Below are 23,884 nucleotides of genomic sequence, written 5' to 3' on the forward strand. Positions count from 1 at the left end.
TAATTGGAAATTGTTTTCAGTAAGGATAGTCGTCATAGAAGACTCTTTCAAGGTAGAGGCCGTCGGGAGGTGCCAGGAAGGGGGCTCTGCTCCTGTCTTTTGCCTGTAGCATCTCCTTCACCTCTTGGGGTTTAACCTCCCCTGTTCCCACCTTTACCAGTGTTGCAACTATCACCCTTACCATGTGCCTCAGGAAGGAGCGGCCCGTGAAGAGGAGCTCTACCAGTACCCCCTCTTCCCACTCCTTATTGGTAATTTCTATTTTATCAATAGTTCTTATCGGATTTACCTCTCTTTTCCGCTCACTCTTTGAGAAGGTTGTGAAGTCGTGGGTTCCCACCAGGAACTGGGTGGCTTCCCTCATAGGCTCTACCGATAGGGTTCTCCGCAGGTACCAGCTCCTTCTGAACTCAAAGGGGCTCGGCACGTCCCGTATGAAGAGCCTGTATCGGTACAGCTTGCCCCGGGCGCTTCTCCTTGCGTGGAACTCAAGGGGCACTTCTTCTACTTCCTTTACCCTTATGTCCGGAGGTAGCAGTCCGTTCAGGGCCGATAGGAGCTTCTCGCAGCTGACCTCCTTTGCCGTTAAGAAGTTTGCAACCTGGCCCCTTGCGTGAACTCCCGCGTCGGTTCTGCTTGCCCCAATCAGTTTAACCGGGTGCCGCAGAACCGTTTCCAGACACCTGATAATCTCTCCTTGAACGGTCGGTTTGTCGGGGAGGAACTGCCAGCCGTAGTAGTTCGTTCCCAGGTACTCAACGGTCAGTTTAAAGTTCCTCATCTTTTCTCTCCGTGGTAATCTTCTCTAACCGGTTCGGGGTAGGAGGTTAGGGTGAAGATTCAGACCGAGAGTCTAATTGTAAGCCTTCTCATAATTGTCGCCGGTATCGGTGCCATGGAGGTGGGTTTTTCTTCATCCATCTTTGAGATTCTCGCCGGCACCTTTGCCTCAAACTTTTTAGACCTCGGAGACCTTGGCTGGATGGAGTTTCTTGCCAACTTGGGGCTCTTGGGGCTTATGTTCTTTGCCGGCCTTGAAACCGACCCGGAGCTTATGAAGAGGAACTTCCTGAAGAGCCTATTCATCGGTGCGTCTTCTTACTTCTTCCCCCTTCTGGTCGTTTCGGTGGTGGCCCACTTTATACTGGGCTACTCGCCCAAGGCCTCCCTCCTTATAGGAATAGCCCTCTCCACAACATCCCTTGCCCTTGTTTACCCCCTTTTGAAGGAGAAGGGGATACTGAAGTATCCCACGGGGCAGACCCTTCTTGCCGCCGCCATGATAGTGGATATCTCGAGTATGCTCACTATGAGCTTCCTCTTTGAGGGAATAAACCTCTACAACCTCCTCTTTGCCGTTTCGCTGGTTCTCCTGCTTGTGAGGCTCCCCCGTTGGGGAGAGAGGCTCTTCAACAGGTACGCCGGCAACCAGATTGAGTTTAAGACCCGCTTCATAATACTGGTGCTGATAGCCTTGGGCTTCCTCTCGGAAACTGTTCACATCAACGAGGCGGTTCTTGCGTTTACAACCGGCATCTTCTTTGCCGAGCTCTTCAAGAAGGACCGCCTCATAGAGAAGAAGATAAGGGCCATAATCTTTGGCTTCCTCGCCCCGTTTTTCTTCTTTAAGGCGGGGTACTCTGTTAAGCTCTCCGTTGTTTCGCCTAAGGTTATCCTCCTTTCGCTGTTTTTGGGGAGCATCGCCTTTCTGACCAAGTACGCCGGAACGGTTTTTGCCACGGCGAGCCTCTTTAAGGGGGCCGTTTACAAGCTTGCCGGTCTCTTTTTCAACATGAGGCTCACCTTTGGGATTGTGGCCTCCATATTCGGTCTCAACTCGGGCCTTATAGACGAGGAGACCTACGTTGCGCTTCTGCTGATAATAGTGGCCACTTCCCTCATCTCTTCTGTAATCTCTAAGGGGCTGCCCCACGAGGTTGAAGAGGACCTTCTGGAAGATATCTTTAAAATTTAAACCGCGATTCAGAGGTAGTTTTTGCGCTTTAACCCCTCACGGCCCCTTACCGTGGGCATAGAGCTTGAGGTTCAGCTCCTCGACCCGGAGACTTTTGCCCTGAAGGGTATTGCCGGGGAACTCTTCTCCCGCTATACCTCTCCCCGCCTTCAAAGGGAGTTCCTCGACTCCATGGCGGAGTTCGTTACGGGGGTTCACAGCTCCCCGGATGAGGCCGTTTCCGAGCTCACAAAGGAGGTTTTGGCCGTTGCCCACTTGGGAAAGGAGCTCGGCTTTGTAGTTGCCGCTTCGGGCACCCACCCCTTTGCAAGGCCCGAAGAGGTTAACGTGACGCCTTCTGAGCGCTACTTGAAGCTCCTTGAGGAGTTTCAGGAGGTTCTAAGGAACTTCCTCATATACGGCCTTCACGTTCACGTTGGGTTCCCCGATGAGCAGACGGCCCTAAACGCCTACAACGCCTTTGTGAAGTTCTCGCCCCTTTTCCTTGCCCTTTCGGCCTCATCCCCCTTTTTCAGGGGAAGGAACACCGGGATTTACTCCTACAGGAGCAAGCTCTTTGAGCAGCTACCCAGGGCCGGTGTGCCCCAGCAGTTTGACTCTTACGGCGAGTTTGTTGAGCTCTTTTCGGTTCTAAAAGAGAGCAAAACGGTTGACTCCCTTAAGGATATCTGGTGGGACGTTCGCCCCAGGCCCGACTTGGGGACCGTTGAGCTGAGGGTGTGCGACTCGGTTTCCGATTTTTCCCGGATAAGGGGTATAGTTTCTCTGGCCGTTATGGTGGCCTCCCTCTTTATGGAGGAAGGGGTTGAAAGGGAGTTTCACCAGGTTCACCTTCAGAACAGGTGGAACGCGGCAAGGCACGGCCTTACGGGCAGGTTTATCTCGAAGGACGGGGTGACAACCGTCGGAAGGGAGCTTTTAAGGCTTGTTACCCTTTACGGAAAGCGATTTAACTCCCTGAGGGAGGGTGCTAAGGTTCTCGTTGACCTTGTTTCCCGCCCTACCGGAGCCGAGCTTCAGCTCAGGAGCTTCAACGGCAGGGACTTCGGGCCCGTTTTCAACTACACCGTGGTGGAGGTTTAGGTGAGAGGCGTTGTTGCTGCCGGCGACAGGCTCACGGCAGAGGCCGGAGCGGAGGTTTTAAGGGCCGGAGGGAACGCTTTCGACGCTGCAGTTGCCGCCTGTTTTGCCGCTCCCATGGCCGAGCCGGCTCTGACCTCTGCAGGGGGCGGAGGTTTCCTCCTTGCCGTTCCCGCTTCCGGAGCGCCTGTGCTTTACGACTTTTTCGTTGACGTTCCCCCGGTAAGGTCGGAAAGCCCCGACTTTTACCCGGTTCTGGTTGACTTCGGCGACGCCGTTCAGGAGTTCCACATAGGTATGGCCTCGGTTGCCGTTCCCGGCTTTGTTGCGGGGCTTTTAAGAGTTCACAGCGAGCTGGGTAGGTTGCCGTTAAGGGAGGTTCTGCAGCCCGCTATTGAGTATGCTAAAAAGGGTGTAAGGCTTTCTGAGCTTCAGGCCTCCTTTGTGAAGCTCCTTGAGCCGATTTTCATGGCCACCCCCGAGGCCCGTAGGCTCTACGCTCCAGGCGGGAAGCTCATAGACTCCAAGACAACTTTTAGAAACCCCGACTACGCCGGTTTCCTTGAAGCCCTTGCCGATGAGGGCCAGTGGCTATTCTACGAAGGGGACGTTGCCGACCGTATAGAGGCCCTCTCCGTTAGCCGCGGCGGCCACATCCGCAAGGAGGACCTGGCCCGGTACAAAGTTGTAGAGCGTAAGCCCCTCTCTTTCAAGTTCGGGGGAAGGGAGCTCCTTACCAACCCTCCTCCCTCCTCCGGAGGGGTTCTGATAGCTTTCACCCTTGGCCTTTTAAACTCTGTTGAGTTTGACGGCTGGGGAACTCCCCTTTACGCAGGTGCCCTTATTGAGGCCATGGCCACCACGGAGAAGTTCCGAAAAGAGCAGGTGGACGAAAACCTCCACGAGCTTAACGGATTTCCCTTTGCAGAAGACCTTGTGGAGAGTTACGGCCGGCTCTTTAAGAGGAGATTGAACCTCTGGGGTAACACAACCCACATAAGCGTTCTCGATGCCGAGGGTAACGGTGCCTCCGTTACAACAACCAACGGCGAGGGCTCCGGGGTGGTTGTTGACGGCATAGGGGTTATGCTGAACAACATGCTCGGCGAGGAGGATTTGAACCCCAAGGGCTTCTTCCGTTGGCCTCCCTACGTGAGGCTGCCTTCCATGATGGCTCCCACTGCGGTTCTGTCTGGCGGCGGGCCGGAGCTCCTGCTGGGAAGTGCCGGCAGCAACCGGATTAGGAGCGCCATTGTAGAGGTTCTGGTTAACTACCTGGCCCTCGGCCTTCCCGTAGATGAGGCGGTTTCCCTGCCGCGGCTCCACTACGAAAAGGGTGAGGTTTTCATGGAGCCCGGCTTCCCCGAGGAGATCGTAGAGGCCGTTAAACGCCACTATAAACTCTCCCTCTTTCGCTCAAAGAACCTCTTCTTCGGGGGCGTTCAGGCGGTTGTTAGGGGGCTGAAAGGTGCGGGAGACGAAAGGAGGGGCGGTGCGGTTGTGGTTGTTTAGCCTTTTGCTCCTGTTTGCTGCCCTGCCGGCGGCGGCCGGTGGTTTGAGGCTTGATACCAAAACCTTCCTCGTTAGTGGCGGGGAGCTTAAACCCCTGCCGGAGAAGGTTCCGGTAGGCTCAACCCTCCTTTACAGGGTTGAAGTTAAGAACCCCTTTAACTACCCGGTGAGGGACGTTGTGGTTGAGCTGAAGCTCCCACCTTTGACTGTTCCCGTTGCCGAGAGCTTCACCGGCAAACCTTACTGCTCCCGAGACGGCCTCGACTACAAGCCCTGTACTCGGCTTTCACCGGAGAGCGTCCGTTTTGTAAGGTGGGTGGTGAGGGTTTTGAAGCCGGGGGAGTCTGCTCAGCTTGACTGTGCGGTTAAGGTTTCGGGGAAAGGGCCTCAACAATCCGCTCCTTTATCCGCAGGAGCTTCTGAGGGTCGGTAACTTTCTTGTAGTCCATGTCGGTTATGTAGAAGCTGTCTATGACCCTGTTGCCCTCGGTGGTTATTATCGCCCGTCTGAGCCTTGTCTGCTCTTCAAGGAGCACCTTCGTTATTGTGTAGAGAACGCCCAGCCTGTCGTGGGTGGAGACCTCCACTATGGTGTACTTGTCGCTCGTTTCGTTGTCTACCTTAACTTTTGTTTCCGGCAGCGGAACGCTCCTTCTGAAGGTTTTCGGCTTCAGGAGCTCTCCGAGCTCTTCCACCTTGAACTTCCCTTCGTAGAAGGCCTTTAGCACCTGCTCAAACTCTTCCACCTTCTCGCACGGCAGGGCTTCGCCTGCAACCGTTGAGACCTGAATCGTGTAGACCATACACTCGCAGTCGTCCTCTATCGCCTTGTTTATGTTGGCCCCCTTTATGTTGATTCCCAGGTAGGAGAAGATGCCCGCCACCTTGTTGAAGAGCCCTCTGCGGTACTTGGTGACTATCACTATTTTTGTGTAGCCGATGTCGGGGAAGCTCTCGTGGTAGGTTTTGTATTCGAGCCCTTCCCGCTTTATCTCTTTCATGAGGAGCATGTGCTTTGCTATCTCTTCGGAGGAGTAGGTTATCAGGTAGTCCCTGTCGGCGTTTTCGAAGAACCGCTCAACCGATTCCGGACGGATTTTCCCCTTCAAAAGCTCCTTTACCTTCTCCTTGCGCCTTTGGAGCTTCTGAAGTATGAGCTGCTCTATCCCTTTGTCGGCCTGGAAGAGGGCAAGAGCTCCCCTGTAGAGCCGCCACAACAGGGAGCTTTTCCAGTTGTCCCACGCTCCCGGCCCAACAGCTTTTATGTCGGCGTAGGTCAGCAGGAAGAGCTTCTTCAGCCTCTCCTCTGTTTGGCACTCGTTCTTAAACTGCTCAACCAGTTTGGGGTCGGATATGTCCCGCCTGAAGGCAACGTGGGACATGAGCAGGTGGTTCCTCACGAGCCAGCAGACCTCCTCCGTCTCCTGCTCCGAGAACCCCATCTCCTCCATGTAACGCCTTGTGAGGCTTGCCCCGACAAACTCGTGCCTGCCCGGTTTACCCTTCCCTATGTCGTGGAAAAGTGCGGCTATGAAGAGCAGGTGGGGCGAGTCGAGGTCCTGCAGGATTTGGGAGAGCTGCTGTTTCTCCTTTACCGGTGTTCCCGCGGTTCCCTTCTCCGCAAGCTTCTCGAGCTCCCTAACTGTCAGGATTGAGTGGATGTCGGTTGTGAACTTGTGGTACGTGTCGTACTGGAAGTGGCCCCTGAGCCTTTCAAAGTCGGGGATTAGGGCCCCCAGCACCTTTGTGTCGTGCATCAGCTCCAGGGTGTAGGAGAGCCTTTCCCTGCGGGTGAGAATCTCCCTGAAGAGCCCGAGTACCCTCTCTTCCCTAAACCTCTCCCTGTTGCTCTCCGCCGCCAGTTTAAAGAGGGAAAAGGCCGATGCCGAAAGCTCTACCCCCTTTTCCTGGACTATCTTGAACCCTTTGAGGACCAGCTCGGGCTCTTTTAGAAGTACGCTTTCAAACTCCTCCTTCACAAACAGGGAGTTGTTCTCTACGAAGAACTCTCCGATTTCTTCCCTTGTTCCGAGTAGGCTTTTGAGGGAGAAGCTCTTCTTCTTCCTCGATAGCTCCTCTTTGGCCGCCTTTATCACCTCTTTGGTTATGACCGAGAGGTCTATGGCGGCGTTGAAGTAGCTCTTCATGAAGAGCTCTACACCTTTTCTCTTTTCCGGGAAGCCGAAGTGTTTGGCAACCTGGGGCTGCATCTCAAAGGAGAGTATGTCGCTGCGCCTGCCCGAAAGCAGGTGGAGCTGGTTCCTCACCTGGAGCATGAAGTCGTAGGCCGATATGACTTCCCTGAAGTTCTTCCTGTCGAGTATTTTCCTGTCGAGGAAGCCCGAGTACCCCTCTATTCCGAAGACTATCTTCGCAACCCAGAATGCCTCGTGGAGGTCTCGGAGGCCCCCTTTGCTCTCCTTTACGTTGGGCTCTTGGTAGTAAACCGTTCCGTAGAACCGCCTGTAGCGCTCGCTCCTTGCTGCTTGGATTTCGTTGACCAGGGCTTCCCGGTTTTCCTTTACGAAGCGGTTGAACTGCTTTGTGAAGCTCCTTTCAACCTCTCGGCTGCCTGCGAGGAACCGCCTCTGGAGGAGGTTTGTGAATATCGAAAGGTCGCTCTGGGCAAGCTCCAGGGCCTCTTTAATGCTTCTTGGAGCAAAGCCGAGGTCCTTTTTTAGGGAGAGGAGGAAGTAGTAGAAGGCCTCAACGTCCTCCCTGTGGCTCTCCGTTAGGTGCCCGTCGTATATGAGGTTAACGTCTATGTCGGAGTGGAAGTTCAGCTCGCCCCTGCCGTAGCCGCCCAGGGCAAGGAGTGCAGCGGGTATCTCCCACCTGCCGAAGAACTCCTTGAATGCCGGTTTTAGGAGCTGGTCGAGGGCCTTTTTAAGCTGCTGGGCCACCTCGAAGCCGGTCTCTTTTCGGGTGTGAAGCTCCTTTGCCCGCTCTATCTCTTTAAAGAAGCGCTCCTTTGCCTTTTCAAGGCTCAATTTGTTAACCCCGCAAGTCTCCAGAGCTTTCTGAAGTTGGCCTCGTAGGCTTTAACCAGTGAGGGGTCGTTTTCGATTACTACAAGGTTCTCGTCGTTCCTCTTCTCGGCGTTTGCCGTCCAGTTGAAGCTTCCGGTTGAAACCACTTTACCGTCGTATACGGCGTACTTGTTGTGCATCAGTCCGCCGCCGCTTCCCTTCTTGTACCGGACCTCAATTCCCTCTTTTTCGAGGAGAGGTCCTACGCAGTAGCGGGATTTACCGTTGCCGTAGTCGATAATCACCCGCACCCTTACGCCCCTTCTGTGGGCGTCTATCAGGGCCTTGGCTATCTTCTTGCTTGTGAAGGAGTAGATGGCTATGTCTATGGTTTTGTGGCTTCGCTTTATCTGCTCCACTATGGCCTTTGTGCAGCCGCCCCGGGGGGAGAAGTAGGCGTGGGTAACCACCCGGTTGGCCGTTTCCCGGTAGGAGGTCGTCGGTGCTTCTTTCTTCCCGCAGCCGACAATCAGAAGGGAGGCCGAGAGCAGGACGGTGAGGAGTCCGTAAAACCTCTTCATTACTTTTTCCCCTTGTGCTGTTGCTCCTTTATAACTTTTTCAACAACCGACGACTGGTTCATAAAGTGGGGACCTACCACCGCCAGTATCAGTGAGTTGAGCATGAAAATTGCCCCGAGCACGGCGGTTGTTTTTGTGAGAACCGCTCCCGTTTCGGCGCCGAAGGCAGAGCCTGTGGAGCTTCCTCCCATCATTGCAACTCCCCCCTCGGCCTGCCCGGGCTGGATAATCACAACAATTATGAGCAGCAGCGCTATGAAGGCGTGGAATATCAGCAGGGCTGTAAACATCTTAAAACCTCCTGTTCAGTTCCCAGTTCCAAGCAGTTTGGATTATATACTCAAGGTCGTTAAATTTCGGCTTCCAGTTCAGTTTCTCCTCTATCCTTCGGGTGTCTGCAACCAGAATCGGCGGGTCTCCCGGTCGCCTGGGAGCCTCCTCAACTTTAAACTCCCTGCCGGTTACCCGTTTGGCGGTTTCAACCACCTCTTTAACGGAGTGGCCGGTGCCGTAGCCGCAGTTTAGGGCACAGCTTTCGCCCCCTTCTGCAAGGTACTCAAGGGCCTTTAGGTGGGCCTCTGCAAGGTCACACACGTGGATAAAGTCCCTTATGCAGGTGCCGTCGGGTGTCGGGTAGTCGGTGCCGAAAATCTTGAAAGAGTCCCTCTCCCCCTTGGCAGCCTTCAGTATCAGGGGTATCAGGTGGGTTTCGGGGTTGTGGCTCTCGCCTATCCGCCCTTTCGGGTCTGCACCTGCGGCGTTGAAGTACCGGAGAGCTACGTAGTTTAGACCGTAAGCGGTGTGGAAGTCTTGGAGCATCCTCTCTACTGCGAGTTTTGAAGCTCCGTAGGGGTTTATCGGGTTTTTCGGGTGCTCTTCGGGAATCGGAACCTTTTGGGGGTTGCCGTAGACGGCCGCAGTTGAGGAGAAAATGAAGTTTTTAACCCCAGACTCAACCACCGCTTCAAGGAGGTTCAGGGCGTTACAGGTATTGTTCCGGTAGAAGCTCTTCGGGTCTTTTACAGACTCTCCTACCTCTATGAAGGCGGCAAAGTGGATTACGGCGTCGGGGCGGAAGCTGTTTATGAGCTCTTTCAACTTCTCCTTTTCAGAGAGGTCAACCTCTGCCAGCTCTCCGAAAAGGACCGCTTCCCTGTGGCCCCGTGAGAGGTTGTCTACGGTCAAAACGATGTGGCCTTTGCGGCCCAGAAGCTCTACCGTGTGGCTCCCTATGTAGCCGGCTCCTCCGGTTACGAGAATTCTCACCCTTTTCCCCCTGTTTTTATATTTAGAGTGCCTTCACTATCTGGGAAAAGCTTTCAGCTTTAAGGCTCGCACCGCCTACAAGGGCTCCGTCTATGTCGGGCATCTTTAGAAGGCCTGCGGCGTTGTTGGGCTTTACGCTGCCGCCGTAGAGTATCCTCACGGTTTCCGCCTTCTCACTGCCGAAGAGCTCCTTCAGGGTGTTCCTTATGAACTCGTGAACTTCTTGGGCGAGCTCCGGGGTTGCTGTTCTACCGGTTCCTATGGCCCAAACCGGCTCGTAGGCTATAACGAATTCGCTTTCTGGGGTTAGGCCTTTCAAGCCTTCTACAACCTGTTTTTTTACAACTTCCTTGGTCCTGCCGCTTTCTCGCTCTTGTAGGGTCTCACCTACGCACAGAATCGGCGTAAGGCCGTGCTCTACTGCAGAGAGCACTTTCTTGTTTATCAGCCGGTCGTCCTCTTTAAAGATGTGGCGCCTCTCAGAGTGGCCCAGTATTACAAAACGGCACCCTACATCTTTTAACATGAGGGGGGAAATCTCTCCGGTAAACGCTCCCTCCTCCTCGTAGAACATGTTCTGCCCACCCAGGTAGATGTTGCTCCCTTTGAGCTCCTGGGATACCGGGTAAAGGGCGGTAAAGGGCGGGCATACCAGAATGTCCCTGTCTGTAACGTCTTTTACGAGCTCTTTGAGCTCCCTTACCAGCTCTACTGCCTCTGGCACGGTTTTGTGCATTTTCCAGTTGCCGGCGATGAGAAGCCTCCTCAACGTCACCCCCTTTAAGACGCTTTTGTTAGTTCGTACTTGGGTTTCCCCGTTTTAACGGCTTCTGCGTCAATTATAACTTTCTTTATGTCCTTCCTCGTTGGAACTTCGAACATAACGTCGGTCATCAGCTTCTCCATTATCGCCCTCAGGCCCCTTGCTCCAGTTTTGCGTCTGATTGCCTCCCTTGCAATCTCCCTGAGGGCTTCTTCTGTGAATACGAGCTCTACGCCCTCCATCTCCAGGAGCTTCTTGTACTGCTTAACAAGGGCGTTTTTAGGCTCTGTAAGGACTCTCACAAGGTCTTCTTCCTTGAGCTCTTTCAGGGTGGCTATTACCGGGAGCCTTCCTATGAGCTCCGGGATGAGGCCGAACTTAACCAGGTCATCGGGCTCTACGTACTTGAGAAGCTCGTCCCTCTCCATCTTCTTCTTGTCTACGTCGGCCGTAAAGCCCATGGCTCCCTTGCCTATTCTCCTGGCGATTATGTCTTCGAGCCCCACAAAGGCTCCGCCGCAGATAAACAGGATGTTTGAAGTATCTATCTGGATGTACTGCTGGTGGGGGTGTTTTCTCCCTCCTTGAGGGGGAACGTTTGCAACGGTTCCCTCGAGAATCTTCAGCAGTGCCTGCTGAACGCCCTCTCCGGAAACATCCCTGGTTATAGAGGGGTTTTCACTTTTACGGGCGATTTTGTCTATCTCGTCTATGTAAATTATTCCCCTCTCTGCTTTCTCGATGTCGTAGTCGGCCGCCTGAATGAGTCTCAGGAGTATGTTCTCAACGTCTTCACCTACGTATCCGGCTTCGGTTAGTGTTGTTGCGTCTGCTATTGCAAAGGGGACGTCGAGGAGTTTTGCGAGCGACCTTGCGAGCAGGGTTTTTCCCGAGCCCGTCGGACCGATTAGCAGGATGTTGCTCTTTTCCAGCTCAACGTCGTCTACGCTGCCGCCCGACATGATTCTCTTGTAGTGGTTGTAAACGGCAACGGAGAGAACCTTCTTGGCCTCTTCTTGCCCGATTACGTACTGGTCGAGGAACTCCTTTATCTCTTTAGGGGTGGGGAGCTTGTCTATCTTTACGGGAGCTCCCTTCTTCTGCTTCTCTCCGTGGATGAGCTCGTAACACTCATCTACGCAGTAGTTACATATTGCAACCCCTCCGGGGCCGGAAATGAGGGCTTCAACCTTAGACTGCTCCCTACCGCAGAAAGAGCACCTCTTCATTGGAACTTGAGATTCAAACATCTGCCACTCCTTAGACTGTTTTGGAGAGAATATCAAGCCTTTAACGCTGCCAGTCAACCCTAACATATTTCTGCGATTTTCCGCTGTCCAGATAATGGGCTATACTGCTCTAAAGCTCAGTGGAAACGGGAGGTGCAGCTTGGTGAAGGTAAAGGTGTGCGGAATAACTAACCTCACCGATGCTTTAAGTGCCGTTGGCTCCGGTGCAGATGCCGTAGGCTTTATCATCTACAAGGGAAGTAAGCGCTACGTTAGCGCAAAGGAGGTTAGGTCTATAACCGCTCAACTTCCCCCCTTTGTTACTAAAGTTGGAGTGTTTGTAAACGAAGACCCGAGGAGTATCCTCGAGATACTCAGTTACGCCCACCTTGACTTTGCCCAGTTACACGGAGATGAAACGCCCGAAGATTGTGACTACGTTGGTCCCAACAGGGTGATAAAGGTCTTCAGGTTCCGCTCCAAGGAGGAGATATCGGCCGTGGAGCCTTACATCGGTAAGGTGAGGGCCATTCTCCTTGATACTTACGATACCAAGGTTTACGGGGGAACGGGGAAACCCTTTAACTGGGAGATAGCGGTTGCCGTTAAGGAGCGTTACCCCGAGCTTCCCCTTATTCTCTCGGGGGGCTTGAATCCTTTGAACGTGGTTGATGCTGTGGAAACCGTGAATCCTTATGCCGTAGACGTTTGTAGCGGTGTTGAGCTGTCGCCCGGTAGGAAGGACCCCGGTAAGGTTGAGGAGTTTATTCGTAGGGCCAAATGTAGTTGCAAGTAGATTGCAGATGAAATAGCTTTAAATGTAGAAATCATATCCGGAGGATACTATGGGAACTAAGGCCCGCGAGCTCGTTGGAGAGCACGCAGACAAAATCGTTGAACTTTTAAACAGAGCTCTTGCAGATGAGTGGCTTGCCTACTATCAGTACTGGATAGGCTCAAAGGTTGTGAAGGGGCCTATGAAATCTGCAGTAGAGGCAGAGCTCGTTCAACACGCCGCAGATGAACTCCGCCACGCCGATATGCTCGTTATGAGAATCCTTGAGCTCGGGGGGACGCCCATTCTCACCCCCAAGCGGTGGTTCGAGCTCACAAACTGCGGTTACGACGCTCCGGAAGACCCCTTTGTAAGGAGGATTCTCGAGCAGAATATTAAAGGAGAGCAGTGCGCCATAGAGGTCTACAACCAAATCATCAGTTTTACAAAGGATATAGACCCGGTTACCTACAACCTTGCCGTTCAGATAATGACCGACGAGATGGAGCATGAGGAAGACCTTCAATCTCTCCTTGAAGACCTTGAGAACCTGAAATTTCTCAGGTCTTAGCCTCGGGGAGGCAGCGCCTCCCCTTTAAACTCTTCCACTTTTTCCAGTATAAACTCCTTAATCTCCCTTCTGAACCTGCTGGCCGAGAACCTCTCTGCGTTTTTCTTGATTACCCTCGGGTCAAACAGCTCCTCTTTCTGCTCAAACTCTTTAACGGCTTCGGCTACGGCCCGGGGGGTTTGGCTGTGGAAGAAGATGCCGGTTTTATCTTTTACCACCGTCTCTAAGGCTCCGCCTTTGCCGTAGGCTATAACGGGAACGCCGCAGGCCTGGGCTTCTACCGGTGCTATGCCGAAGTCCTCCTCGGCGGCGAATATGAAGGCCTTGGCCTTCTGGAGAAGCTCTTTTAACTTTTGAAAGTTCACTTTTCCGGTGAACTCAACGTTCCTTCCGGCTAATTTTTTGAGCTCTTTAAACTGCGGCCCGTCTTGAAAGTTTTGAGCTATAATCGCTTCGTCAGAATTCTGTAGGAGGTTGTTGCTGGTGAGGAATAGAGATTGCTATGAAGATGAGATAGACTTATACGAAGTTTGGTTTCTTTTGAAGAAGAGAAAGAAACTAATTGTCTTGTCTTCACTTTTGTTTGTATCTTTAGCTTGCGCTTTTGCCTTCTTATCCCCGCCTGTTTACCAGCTTAAGCACTATTTCTCTAATCCAATTTCCTCTTCTGTTCCATTTCAGATTGAAAGTGCTGTCAATGTTGTTAATACTTATTTGGAGAATGGGGATTATGGCAAGCTCTCTGAGCTTCTAAAGATGAAGAAAACTGATTTAGAAAAAATTACCTTAGTTAGAGTACCTAAATTAGAGAAAATGAGAGGGGTTTTCTCCTTGATTGAGGAGGGAGAAAGCCTAGAGGTATTAAAGAATTTTGATTCTAAGTTATTGGCATATCTTGTTTCTCTTCCTTCTATAAGACAAGAGATGAAGAAAAGAAGAGAGTTACTCATGGCCCAAATAGAAGGTTATTCTAAAGAAATTAAGGATATGGAAAACTTGGCTAATGAACTTAAGAGTCAAATAAAAGAAGGAAAACTTAAAATTGTTGGTTTTAATCCGATGGAATTAGATACTACAATAGTGGAGTATAAAGCTCAATTAAAAGAATTGAAGCTCGAGCTTTCTTCTCTTGCTCCTTTTAAAGAAGTAAGTTTTTATTTATCTGATAAACCTGTTAAACCGAAAAAAGAATTGATTGTAACAGTCGGTTTTATTTCAGGAATCTTTGTTGGAGTGTTTCTTGCTCTTTTCCTGGAGTGGTTAGAAAATATAAAGGAGAGGAGGGGTTAGTCACCCTCCTCTTTGGTTTTTACTTCTATGTGAAGCTCATCGAGCTGCTCTTCCCGGACGGTGTCCGGTGCGCCGGTGAGCAGACACTGTCCCCTTTGGGTTTTGGGGAAGGCTATAACATCCCTTATCGACTCCTCACCCCTCATTATCGCACAGAGCCTGTCGAGCCCGAAGGCCATACCTCCGTGGGGAGGAGCACCGTACTTTAGAGCTTCAAGGAGGAAGCCAAACCGCTCTTTCGCCTCTTCCTCTGAGAGCCCTATTACTTTAAACACTTTCTCTTGAACGTCCTCGCGGTGGATACGGATACTGCCTCCCCCGATTTCAACGCCGTTTAAGACCATATCGTAGGCCCTTGCCCTGACGGCGCCGGGGTTTTCAAGGAGCTTCTCTATGTCCTCCTCCTTCGGGCTCGTAAACGGGTGGTGGAGAGCTTCCCACCGTTCCTCTTCCTCGTTCCACTCAAACATGGGGAAGTCCACAACCCACAGAATGTTGACTTTACTTTCATCTATGAGGTTCGCCATCTTCCCAAGCTTTAGCCTTAAGTTTGCCAGTGCCGCGTTAACAACCTCTGGTTTGTCGGCAACGAAGAACAGAATGTCTCCCACTTCCGCTTCGAGCCTTTTCAGAATCTCGTTCATCTCCCCTTCTGTGAAGAACTTCACAATGGGAGACTGCAGGCCGTCGGGCAGCACCTTTATCCAGGCGAGCCCCTTTGCACCGTAAACCCCTACGAACTTTGTCAGCTCGTCTATCTCCTTCCTCGAGAGCTTGGCTCCACCTTTAAAGTTTAAAGCTTTAACTATGCCGCCCTTCTCTGCAACGCTCCTGAAGACTTTAAAGTTACACTGCTTTGCGATATCTGTAATCTCTTTAAGCTCAAGGCCGAAGCGGGTGTCGGGCCTGTCGGTTCCGAAGCGGCTCATCGCTTCATCGTAGGTCATTACGGGAATCTCTCCTATCTCTATGCCGAGGAGCTCTTTATAGGCCCTCCTTATGAACTTCTCGGCAACGGCCATAACGTCCCTTTCGGCAACGAACGACATCTCGAAGTCTATCTGGGTGAACTCGGGCTGCCTGTCGGCCCTGAGGTCTTCGTCGCGGAAGCACCTGGCTATCTGGTAGTACCGGTCTATGCCGGCAACCATTAGAATCTGCTTAAAGAGCTGAGGCGACTGGGGCAGGGCGTAGAACTTCCCCGGGTAGATTCTGCTGGGAACGAGGAAATCCCTTGCCCCTTCCGGGGTACTCTTTGTTAAGTAGGGCGTTTCAACCTCTACGAAGCCTTCTTCGTTGAACACCTCCCTTACAACCCGGTAGAGCCTGTGTCGGAACAGTAGGTTCTCTGCCATCTTCGGTCTGCGCAGGTCGAGGAAGCGGTACTTGAGCCTAACCTCTTCGCTAACCTTAACGTTGTCCTCTATGGGGAAGGGCAGCGGGAGGGAGCGGTTGAGTATCTGGAGCTTCTTGGCGTATATCTCGTAGTTCCCCGTTTTGAGTTTGGGATTTTCCGTTCCTTCCGGCCTCCTTCTTACTTCACCCTCTACGGCCACAACGTACTCGTGGCGGAGCTTTTTGGCCTTCTCCACCAGCTCTTTTGAAATTTCCGGTGAGAAAACCACCTGGACTTTCCCGGTTCTGTCCCTGAGGTCTATAAAAACAACGCCTCCGTGGTCTCTGGTTGTATCGACCCAGCCTGCTACCTTCACATCTTTCCCGAGGTCCTTCTCGGAAATCTCTCCGCAGTAGTGGGTCCTTTTAAATGAGCCAAGGTGCTCGAGCATTTTCCATCTCCTCGCTTTAATTTTGCTGGAGCAATTTTACTTCAAATTTTTGGGCTTTTTGGCGCGGTTTTGAAGCTCTCCTTGACTTCTCTTGTTACCCTTGTTTCCTTTGCGGCCGTAGCCGTGTTCGAGGTACTTTAGCCTCTCGTCTATGAGCCTGTTTCTGAATAGGAGCTTCCTCGTTGCCGGCATAACGTAGGTGCTGAAGATTTCACACTCTCTGTAGCGCTGCCCTTCGGTCGATATGAACCGGAAGGAGTTTAACTTCCAGCCCTTTAGGTGGAGCTCCTTCCCTGTGACAACTGTTTGATTGAGGACCGAGTAGACCAGCAGCAGGGCCGGCGGAACCAGAACCCACCTTACCTTACCTGCAAGGACGAGAACCAAGCACAGGAGCATTGTTGTTGCTGCAAGGGTCAGGGGGAGCTCGCAGTGGATTACCGCCCACTTTGTTGCAAAGAAGGAGGCTTTTGTCCCCAGGATGAAGGCCTCGCCGAGGAGCTCTGTGGTCCGGTTGATTAGCTCTACTTTGTAGAGGGTTACTTCGCTTAAGAAGGAGGAGATTAGGAACGGGGTGAACACGACTCCGATAACGGGGGTTGTGATGAACGATGCGAGGTTAACCGTTCCGAATATGTCGAGCACTATGGGTAGCGTGAAGAGAACCGGGGCTATTGCGGCTTTGAAGCTCTTCTCTAGTTTACTTCCCTCTCCTTCCACGCTCAGGAGTATTCCTCCCACCGCACTGAAAGAGAGGGCCGCCGACAGGTTGAACTTGCCCAGTAGAACGGTTATCAGGAACACAACGCCGAGGAGGTAAAGGGGGGTTATCTTTCGGAACTCCTCTAACCCTATGGCTATCAGGAGCATAAACAGGTAGGCCCTGAGGGCCGATGGGGGAAGCCCGGTTAGCGGCATTAGGGGAAGGACAAGGAGTGAGGCAGAAGTTAGGGGCCGCGGGACTTTAAGCAGTTTAAGCAGCCAGCCCAGGGCTCCTATCACTATTCCCACGTGGAGCCCCGAGATTGCTAGGAAGTGGTAAAGGCCGCTGAGTGCAAAGTAGCCCCTTAGAGGGGTGGGAAGCTCGTACCTTACCCCGAGGGTGCACGCCCCCACCACCGAAGAGACCGGGTAGTCTATGGCGTTTTGAAGCTCTCTGTACAGCCTGTACCTGAGCTTCAGCGAGAGGGCCTCAAGGCCGCTTCCCTTTCTCAGGACCTTCCCTTTCTCATCTATCTCATCTCCGACCTCTACTGAACTTCCCTCTTTGAGCCATACGAACTTCCAGTTGCTCAGTATCGCCTCTTTGTATTTATTCCTGTACTCTTTAATCCACACCACCTTTGGAGCTTCTGCCCCTTTGTGGAAAAAGTGGGATGCGGCCAGCAGGGTGAGCACCGCTGCGGTTCCGGGAATGAGCTCCTTCCACTTAAACCTTGCGGTGTAGCTTAAAAAGGTTAAAATTGTGGCTAAACCGAGGTAGGGGAACAGAGGGGACTTTACCTCCTTAACTGCAAGTGCTAAAAAACAGAGGAAGTAGATATAAACAACGTGCTTTTGAGGAAACATCTCCCCTTTACCTAAAGTTTACTCTCACAAATATAGTGCTGGAGGTTTCAAGTTGGAGGAGCTTCTAAACCTTGCCTTAAAGGCTTCGCTCGATGCGGGAAAAGAAATTCTCGACGTTTACGGCAGCGGCTCCACCGAGGTTTGGGAAAAGCAAGACCGTTCCCCATTAACCGAAGCCGACCTGCGCTCCCATAGGGTTATCATGAACTACCTTCGGGAAACCGGCTATCCGATTCTCTCCGAGGAGGGGAAAGACATACCCTACGAAGAGAGGAGGCAGTGGAGCCGGTTCTGGCTTGTAGACCCCCTCGACGGAACGAAGGAGTTCCTGAAGAGAAACGGTGAATTTACCGTTAACGTTGCCCTGATTGAAAACGGAAAACCCATTTTAGGAGTTGTTCACGCTCCGGCCCTCGGGGTTACCTACTTTGCCGGGGTGGGGAAGGGTGCCTTTAAAGTTGAATCAGAGGGTAGCCCGAAGAGGCTCCCCCTCTTTTCGCCGGTAGAAGGCGTTGTTCGGGTAGTTGCTTCCCGCTCCCACCTTTCAGAAGAGACCGAGCGTTTCGTTGAGAGTTTGAAGGGTAAGTTTGAGAGGGTTGAGTTTGTTGCGGTGGGAAGCTCGCTGAAGCTCTGTATGGTTGCAGAAGGTAAGGCAGACATCTACCCCCGTTTTGCGCCCACCATGGAGTGGGATACAGCTGCCGGTCAGGCTATTGTTGAAGGAGCCGGCGGCAGAGTCGTAAACGCGCAAACGGGGAAACCGCTTCTTTATAACAAAGAAAACCTTCTAAACCCTTACTTCATAGCCTATAGAGGGGGGTATGAGCTTTAGTGCTCTCCTCCTCCTTTTTCTGCTTATCCTTCTTATATACCTTCTCTATACAGAGAAGGTCCACCCGGCTGCCGCCTTTCTCTTCGTTGTTTCGGCGCTTGTCGTTTTCGGAGTTTTAACCCCTCGAGAAGCACTTGCGGGCTTTTCCAACGAACAGGTCGCTACTATAGCGCTTCTACTTGTTGTCAGTTCGGCAATGAAAAAATTTGAAATCACTGGGTACCTCTTTTCCCGCCTTCTCGGTAAAGAGCGTAAATACCCCCTTTTCCTATCCAAAATGATGGGGCTTGTCTCTCTCCTCTCTGCCTTTCTGAACAACACCCCGGTTGTTGCCACGCTAATGCCCTACGTCTACGAATGGGGAAGACGTCACAGGATTTCACCTTCTAAACTCTTAATCCCCCTCTCTTACGCGGCTATTCTCGGCGGAACAACAACCCTTGTGGGGACATCTACCAACTTAATCGTTAACGCTCTTGCCGTAGAGTCCGGGCTTCCGCCTTTCCACCTATTTGACTTTGCCTGGGCCGGTGTCCCTGCAGTTCTTGCCGGAATTCTTTACATGGTTACTGTAGGTAAGCGCCTTCTCCCAAACAGAGAAGATCTCCTCTCTAAGTTCTTAAGGAGCGGTAGAGAGTACCTGGTAGAGACCTTTATACCTCCGGGCTCTCCGTTTGCCGGAAAGAGCGTCCTCGAAGCCGGACTCAGGAACTTAAAAGGCCTCTTCCTCGTTGAGATTATAAGGGGAGGGGAGAGAATAGCGCCGGTTACTCCTCAAGATATACTAAAAGAGCGTGATACGCTCATATTCGCCGGCGATACAGAGAGCATAGTAGAACTCGTTAAAAAGAGTGGAGGGCTTTCACTCCCCGCTGTCTGTTCCCCCTTCCACGGAGAGAGGATAGAAGTTGTTGAGGCCCTTGTTCCGGTTAACTCCTCTCTTGTAGGAAAGAAAGTTAGAGAGACCAACTTCAGAGCCAGGTTCGACGCGGCCATTTTAGCCGTTCACCGAGACGGCGAAAGGTTAAAGGGAAAAATAGGAGAGATGGTCTTAAAGCCCGGCGACCTTTTACTCCTTCTTGCAGGAAAAGACTTCTGGAGCCGCGTTGCAGACTCTTCAGACCTCTTTGTAATTAACAAAGTTAACGAAGTTTACACTTTGAAAGAGAAGAAGTCCCTCTTTTTTCTGTTTGCCTTTATAGTTGCGCTTATTATGTCTGCCTTAGGGGTAATCCCGCTGTTTACCTCTCTCCTTATTCTTATATCCCTTTTAGTTATCTCTGGGCTTTCAACTTACAACGAGATAAAGAAGAACATAGACCTGAACCTTGTAGTGATTGCGGCCTTTTCCTTTGCCGTCGGCATAGCGATAAAAAAGAGTGGTCTCTCTTCCGTTATAGGCTCTATGATAGTTTCTATAACCGAACCTCTGGGGCTTGTGGGAGCGCTTGTTGCCGTTTACCTTATAACGAACATACTTACAGAGTTTGTCACAAACGTTGCCGCTGCAACTATGGTGTTCCCGGTAGCCCTTTCGGTTGCCTCTAATTTGGGGGCCTCTCCCAAGCTTTTTGCCCTTGTAGTTGCCTACGCGGCCTCGGCAAGTTTTGCCACTCCTGTAGGTTATCAGACAAATCTGCTTGTTTACGGACCCGGTAACTACAGGTTCAAGGACTTTCTGAAGGTAGGGCTCCCCCTTTCCTTTATCTTCATGTCTGTTATAATTTCGCTGCTAATTTTAAAACAAAAAGGGGGCGCCTGAGTGGAGGAGAAAATTCTCGTATCCTACAGAGGGAGAATTACACGTGCAGATAGGGAAAGGCTAAAGGGGCATAAATCTTTTATCCTTTGGTTTACCGGTCTTTCCGGTTCTGGAAAGTCTACACTCTCGCATAAAGTGGAAGAAAAACTTTACGAGATGGGTGTCCACACCTACGTTTTAGACGGAGACAACATAAGACAGGGCCTCAATAAAGACCTCGGCTTTTCAGAAGAAGACAGAAGGGAAAATATCCGTAGAATAGGTGAGGTTGCGAAGCTTTTCGTGGATGCTGGTGTGGCTGTTCTGACGGCTTTTATTTCCCCTTACAGGCGAGATAGGGAGTTTGTCCGGAACCTTGTTGATAAAGGTGATTTCATAGAAGTTTACGTTAAATGTCCACTTGAAGTGTGCGAGCAAAGGGACCCGAAGGGACTTTACAAAAAGGCAAGGGCCGGTCAGATAAAGAACTTTACCGGAATAGATGACCCTTACGAGGAGCCTGAAAACCCGGAGATAATAGTAGAAACCGACAAAATGACCGTTGAGGAGTGTGTAGACAAAATAGTAAATTTTCTCACCGTTAACGGTTATATAAAAGGGAGAAGATAAGAGGAGGGTATCGTGATTAAACCCCACGGTGGAAAACTTGTGAACAGGCTAGCTGGGCCAGATGAAAGAGAGGAACTTCTAAAAAAGATGGAATCCCTTCCCAAGATTTATGCTGGTGATAGGTATGTGGGCCACTGTGAAATGATAGCTATAGGAGGGTATTCTCCCCTTGAGGGTTTTATGACGAAAGAGGAGGCTGAAGAGGTTATAAGAAATGTACACCTTCCTTCCGGTCTTCTATGGTCTATTCCAATAGTGTTACCTGTTGATGAGGAGCTTTGGAAATCTTTGAAAGTAGGTGATGAAGTCGCCATTTACGATAAACATAACCGTCCTATTGCAATAATTGTTGTTGAGGATAAATATACGCTTGACCTTGATTTCTACTGTGAGAACGTATTTAAAACAACGGATGAAAACCATCCTGGTGTTGCTTTTGTTAAAAGCGCTGGTAATCACTTCATAGGTGGTGAGCTTCTGCGCCTTGTAAACCGCCCCGTTAGGGAAGGTATTGACGAGTTCTACTATCAGGACCCTGCTCAGGTTAGGAAAGTGATTGAGGAGAAGGGATGGAAAAGAGTAGTTGCTTTTCAAACGAGGAATCCCATTCACAGGGCTCACGAATATATAATAAAATGTGCCCTTGAAACAATGGATGGGGCTCTAATTCACCCCCTTGTCGGAGAAACGAAGAAAGATGATATTCCTGCTCCAGTAAGGATGAAGTGTTATGAGGTTTTAATAAATAACTACTTTAACAAAAACCGGGTACATTTGAGCGTTCTCCCGGCTCCGATGCACTACGCAGGCCCCAGGGAGGCGGTTCACCACATGCTTATGCGCAAGAACTACGGCTGCACTCATATGATAATAGGCCGAGACCACGCAGGGGTTGGTGACTACTATGGAACCTACGAAGCCCAAGAGTTTGTAGACCAATTTGTTGATGAACTTGAAATTCAGCCACTCAAATTTGAGCACGCTTTCTATTGCACTATTTGCGAAAACATGGCAACTTCGAAAACTTGCCCTCATCCTAAAGACGTCCATATCCACCTTAGCGGAACCAAAGTTCGTACAATGCTTAGAGAAGGTAAGAAACCCCCTAAAGAGTTTTCCCGCCCGGAGGTTGCGAGTATTTTAATTGCTTGGGCACAAGGTAAATGAAAGTATGGAAGGGCTGAGTCAGGTTCTGTCTAAATCAGGTCTTGCTTTACTTTTAAGGCTCTTAGGAATTTTAGGGGGATACTTATTTATGCTTGTGGTTTCTTGGAATTTTGGACCTAAGGTTTGGGGTGATTTTTCGATATTTTTGGTAATATTACAATTATTAGGTTCAATAGCAAAATTTGGTTTGGATACTACTTTCTTAAAGTTAGCTTCGGAAACTTGGGCTAAGAAAAAGTATTCTCTGTTAAGTAGATTATATGTGTCTTCCTTGACTTTACTTATCTTATTTTCTTTAATTATTTCCTTGATTACTTATTTTTTAGCTAACTATATGGCTATTTATGTTTTTCATAAACCTTATTTTGAGACTTACTTTCGTTTTCTGTCGTTTCTTGTTCCTTTTTTTGCTCTTCTGGGATTGCACTCTGAAGGTTTGAGAGCTATAAGTAAGATTTTACTGCATATGCTTTCTCAACAAGCTGGTTTGTTTTTGTGTGCATTTTTAAGCTTAGGTTTACTTTATCATGTTAAATATGATTTAGGTAGTTTATTGCCTTTTATTTCATATGCTATAGCAGTATTTTTTTGTTTGATTATAGCAGTATCGTCTTGGTTGGTTTTTTCCAGAGTTGAATTATTTATATTTAGTGATTTAACTTTGGAACTGTATAGGTACATTTTAAGATTTTCACTACCATTATTTATATCAGGTATTGCAAGTATGTTAATGGCATGGACAGATATAATTATGTTAGGTATTTTCCTACCGTCGAGCGATGTAGGCGTTTATAGTGTAGCTTTAAGAATATCCACACTAGTAAGTATTGTACTAATAGCTGTGAACACAGTTGCTGCGCCTAAGTTTGCAGAATTTTGGGCTCTAGGAAAAGCTGATGAGTTGATCTTTTTTGCTAAGAATGTTACCCGCTTTGTTAGTATAATTTCTTTCATTTTATTTTCTATAGTAATTCTTTTTGGGAAAGAAGTATTGATGTTCTTTGGTAATGAATATACAAACGGTTTATCGTCTTTAATTGTCTTATCTTTTGGTCAACTTATAAATGCTATGGCTGGTAGTGTGGGTTATATTCTAATAATGACTCAATATCAAACTTTTCATAGAAATGTTATACTGTTAGGAGCGCTACTTAATATGACTTTGAACTTTGTTTTAATACCATACTTGGGTATATTAGGAGCGGCCTTTTCCACTACATTGACTTTGGTATTTTGGAATATTATTTTCTCTTGGAAAGTTAAGCAAATTTTTGGAAAATGGATTTTTGGATTTTAAAAGGAGGTAATAGGTGAAACTGCCAAATTTTCTTATAGTAGGAGTTCCTAAGGCTGGAACAACGTCTGTCTATTACTGGTTAAATCAACACCCGCAAGTTTATATGAGTCCGATTAAGGAACCACATTACTTTTCTCAAATAGGGAATGAAGACCATGTAAATAGTTGGGAAGATTATGTTAAGCTTTTTTCAGATGTGAATACTGAACATTTAGCTATTGGAGAGGCTAGTACGTCTTATTTTCATTTTTATAAAAGAGCGATTCCTCTTATAAAGAAGCATTTGGGTAGTCCTAAAATAATAGTTATTCTTAGAAATCCTGTTGAGAGAGCATGGTCTCACTATATGTATTATAGAAAGCTGGGTCGTGAGAGCAATTCAGTAAATATAATTGTAACCAATTCTTATACTTGTAAGGAAGAGCCTTGGGGGATTAAGAATCCTTATATAGAACTTAGTTTTTATTCTGAGGCCTTAGAGGCCTATTTGGATTCATTTGCTAATGTAAAGGTTATGTTTTATGATGATTTGAAACATCGACCACATGATTTTATTAAGGAACTTTATGAATTTCTTGATGTGGATAGTGATTTTATGCCTGGTTTTGAGGTCAGAAATATCTCTGGTGAACCTAGGAATAAATTAATAGGTTTTCTTCTTTCTAACTCTTTGTCTCAGAAAATAATCCCTCGAATTCCATATGTCATCAAAGCACCGTTTAGAAAGATTCTTTTGAAAAAGAAAGATATGCCAAAGGAAATTAAAAGAGAATTACTAAACATTTACTTAGAAGATATTGAAAAAGTAGAGAAATTACTTGGAGTTAATTTAGAGCACTGGAAGTCTTAA

Annotated in this window: 23 protein-coding genes; 13 read left to right on the forward strand and 10 right to left on the reverse strand. The window is 49.6% G+C overall.

The window, feature by feature from the left end; genetic code table 11:
• Positions 1 to 16: 16 nt before the first annotated feature.
• Entirely contained in the window at positions 17 to 781 is a 765-nt protein-coding gene (truA, locus tag THEAM_RS03280) for a tRNA pseudouridine(38-40) synthase TruA (protein ID WP_013537402.1), read from the reverse strand.
• 51 nt (positions 782 to 832) lie between these two features.
• Here truA and THEAM_RS03285 point away from each other — a divergent pair, with 51 nt between their 5' ends.
• Genes THEAM_RS03285 through THEAM_RS03300 form a run of 4 tightly spaced genes read left to right on the forward strand, consistent with a single transcriptional unit; the run spans position 833 to position 5,000 of the window.
• Entirely contained in the window at positions 833 to 1,975 is a 1,143-nt protein-coding gene (locus tag THEAM_RS03285; RefSeq protein WP_013537403.1) for a cation:proton antiporter, read from the forward strand.
• A 21-nt stretch (positions 1,976 to 1,996) separates the two neighbouring features.
• Positions 1,997 to 3,058, forward strand: coding sequence for a carboxylate-amine ligase (locus tag THEAM_RS03290; protein WP_013537404.1), 1,062 nt, complete (start codon positions 1,997 to 1,999; stop codon positions 3,056 to 3,058).
• On the forward strand, positions 3,059 to 4,567 hold the full coding sequence (locus THEAM_RS03295; protein WP_013537405.1) for a gamma-glutamyltransferase family protein: 1,509 nt from the start codon (positions 3,059 to 3,061) through the stop codon (positions 4,565 to 4,567). It abuts the gene before it with no gap.
• On the forward strand, positions 4,548 to 5,000 hold the full coding sequence (locus tag THEAM_RS03300; RefSeq protein ID WP_013537406.1) for a hypothetical protein: 453 nt from the start codon (positions 4,548 to 4,550) through the stop codon (positions 4,998 to 5,000). The genes THEAM_RS03295 and THEAM_RS03300 overlap by 20 nt, the downstream gene beginning before the upstream one ends.
• Here the strand turns inward: THEAM_RS03300 and glnD are convergent.
• The 6 genes from glnD to clpX are packed head-to-tail and all read right to left on the reverse strand — an operon-like array spanning position 4,933 to position 11,396.
• A complete protein-coding gene (glnD, locus tag THEAM_RS03305; RefSeq protein WP_013537407.1) occupies positions 4,933 to 7,557 on the reverse strand; it encodes a [protein-PII] uridylyltransferase in 2,625 nt (874 codons plus the stop codon). The two genes, THEAM_RS03300 and glnD, sit on opposite strands and share 68 nt — an antisense overlap.
• Entirely contained in the window at positions 7,554 to 8,117 is a 564-nt protein-coding gene (locus THEAM_RS03310; RefSeq protein ID WP_013537408.1) for a phospholipase D family nuclease, read from the reverse strand. The genes glnD and THEAM_RS03310 overlap by 4 nt, the downstream gene beginning before the upstream one ends.
• The gene (secG, locus tag THEAM_RS03315) at positions 8,117 to 8,407 is read right to left on the reverse strand and encodes a preprotein translocase subunit SecG (RefSeq protein WP_013537409.1); all 291 of its coding nucleotides are present in this window, start codon (positions 8,405 to 8,407) and stop codon (positions 8,117 to 8,119) included. The genes THEAM_RS03310 and secG overlap by 1 nt, the downstream gene beginning before the upstream one ends.
• Position 8,408: 1 nt before the next feature.
• A complete protein-coding gene (galE, locus tag THEAM_RS03320; RefSeq protein WP_013537410.1) occupies positions 8,409 to 9,383 on the reverse strand; it encodes a UDP-glucose 4-epimerase GalE in 975 nt (324 codons plus the stop codon).
• A gap of 22 nt (positions 9,384 to 9,405) precedes the next feature.
• Positions 9,406 to 10,152 carry a triose-phosphate isomerase gene (gene tpiA / locus THEAM_RS03325; protein ID WP_013537411.1) on the reverse strand — a complete coding sequence of 249 codons (747 nt, stop codon included), beginning with the start codon at positions 10,150 to 10,152 and terminating at the stop codon, positions 9,406 to 9,408.
• An 11-nt stretch (positions 10,153 to 10,163) separates the two neighbouring features.
• Positions 10,164 to 11,396, reverse strand: a complete 1,233-nt coding sequence (gene clpX / locus THEAM_RS03330) for an ATP-dependent Clp protease ATP-binding subunit ClpX (protein WP_013537412.1) — start codon at positions 11,394 to 11,396, stop codon at positions 10,164 to 10,166.
• A gap of 139 nt (positions 11,397 to 11,535) precedes the next feature.
• On the opposite strand from clpX, the gene THEAM_RS03335 reads away from it, so the two are divergent.
• Positions 11,536 to 12,171: a phosphoribosylanthranilate isomerase gene (locus tag THEAM_RS03335; RefSeq protein WP_041439406.1), complete on the forward strand. Its 636-nt coding sequence runs from the start codon at positions 11,536 to 11,538 to the stop codon at positions 12,169 to 12,171.
• A gap of 49 nt (positions 12,172 to 12,220) precedes the next feature.
• Positions 12,221 to 12,721, forward strand: coding sequence for a ferritin-like domain-containing protein (locus THEAM_RS03340; RefSeq protein WP_013537414.1), 501 nt, complete (start codon positions 12,221 to 12,223; stop codon positions 12,719 to 12,721).
• Here THEAM_RS03340 and THEAM_RS03345 read toward each other — a convergent pair.
• Complete coding sequence (locus THEAM_RS03345; RefSeq protein ID WP_083797250.1) at positions 12,718 to 13,170, reverse strand: glycosyltransferase; 453 nt, start codon at positions 13,168 to 13,170, stop codon at positions 12,718 to 12,720. The genes THEAM_RS03340 and THEAM_RS03345 overlap by 4 nt on opposite strands.
• 34 nt (positions 13,171 to 13,204) lie before the next feature.
• Between THEAM_RS03345 and THEAM_RS03350 the strand changes: the two genes are divergently transcribed.
• On the forward strand, positions 13,205 to 14,011 hold the full coding sequence (locus THEAM_RS03350) for a Wzz/FepE/Etk N-terminal domain-containing protein (RefSeq protein WP_013537415.1): 807 nt from the start codon (positions 13,205 to 13,207) through the stop codon (positions 14,009 to 14,011).
• Here the strand turns inward: THEAM_RS03350 and aspS are convergent.
• Complete coding sequence (gene aspS, locus THEAM_RS03355) at positions 14,008 to 15,798, reverse strand: aspartate--tRNA ligase (RefSeq protein ID WP_013537416.1); 1,791 nt, start codon at positions 15,796 to 15,798, stop codon at positions 14,008 to 14,010. The two genes, THEAM_RS03350 and aspS, sit on opposite strands and share 4 nt — an antisense overlap.
• Before the next feature lie 36 nt (positions 15,799 to 15,834).
• Positions 15,835 to 17,367, reverse strand: a complete 1,533-nt coding sequence (locus THEAM_RS03360) for a ComEC/Rec2 family competence protein (RefSeq protein WP_013537417.1) — start codon at positions 17,365 to 17,367, stop codon at positions 15,835 to 15,837.
• Positions 17,368 to 17,419: 52 nt separating this feature from the next.
• Between THEAM_RS03360 and cysQ the strand changes: the two genes are divergently transcribed.
• From cysQ to THEAM_RS03390, 6 genes are read left to right on the forward strand one after another with little or no spacing between them, the layout of a single operon-like run.
• Positions 17,420 to 18,199, forward strand: a complete 780-nt coding sequence (gene cysQ / locus THEAM_RS03365) for a 3'(2'),5'-bisphosphate nucleotidase CysQ (protein WP_013537418.1) — start codon at positions 17,420 to 17,422, stop codon at positions 18,197 to 18,199.
• Positions 18,189 to 19,961, forward strand: coding sequence for an SLC13 family permease (locus THEAM_RS03370; protein WP_013537419.1), 1,773 nt, complete (start codon positions 18,189 to 18,191; stop codon positions 19,959 to 19,961). The genes cysQ and THEAM_RS03370 overlap by 11 nt, the downstream gene beginning before the upstream one ends.
• Positions 19,962 to 20,570 carry an adenylyl-sulfate kinase gene (gene cysC, locus THEAM_RS03375; RefSeq protein WP_013537420.1) on the forward strand — a complete coding sequence of 203 codons (609 nt, stop codon included), beginning with the start codon at positions 19,962 to 19,964 and terminating at the stop codon, positions 20,568 to 20,570. It abuts the gene before it with no gap.
• 12 nt (positions 20,571 to 20,582) lie between these two features.
• Positions 20,583 to 21,737, forward strand: coding sequence for a sulfate adenylyltransferase (gene sat, locus THEAM_RS03380; protein ID WP_013537421.1), 1,155 nt, complete (start codon positions 20,583 to 20,585; stop codon positions 21,735 to 21,737).
• Complete coding sequence (locus THEAM_RS03385) at positions 21,715 to 23,034, forward strand: flippase (RefSeq protein ID WP_041439412.1); 1,320 nt, start codon at positions 21,715 to 21,717, stop codon at positions 23,032 to 23,034. Before sat ends, THEAM_RS03385 begins: the two co-directional genes overlap by 23 nt.
• 13 nt (positions 23,035 to 23,047) lie before the next feature.
• Positions 23,048 to 23,884, forward strand: a complete 837-nt coding sequence (locus THEAM_RS03390; protein ID WP_013537423.1) for a sulfotransferase family protein — start codon at positions 23,048 to 23,050, stop codon at positions 23,882 to 23,884.

The organism is Thermovibrio ammonificans HB-1, from assembly GCF_000185805.1.
GTDB lineage: Bacteria > Aquificota > Aquificia > Desulfurobacteriales > Desulfurobacteriaceae > Thermovibrio > Thermovibrio ammonificans.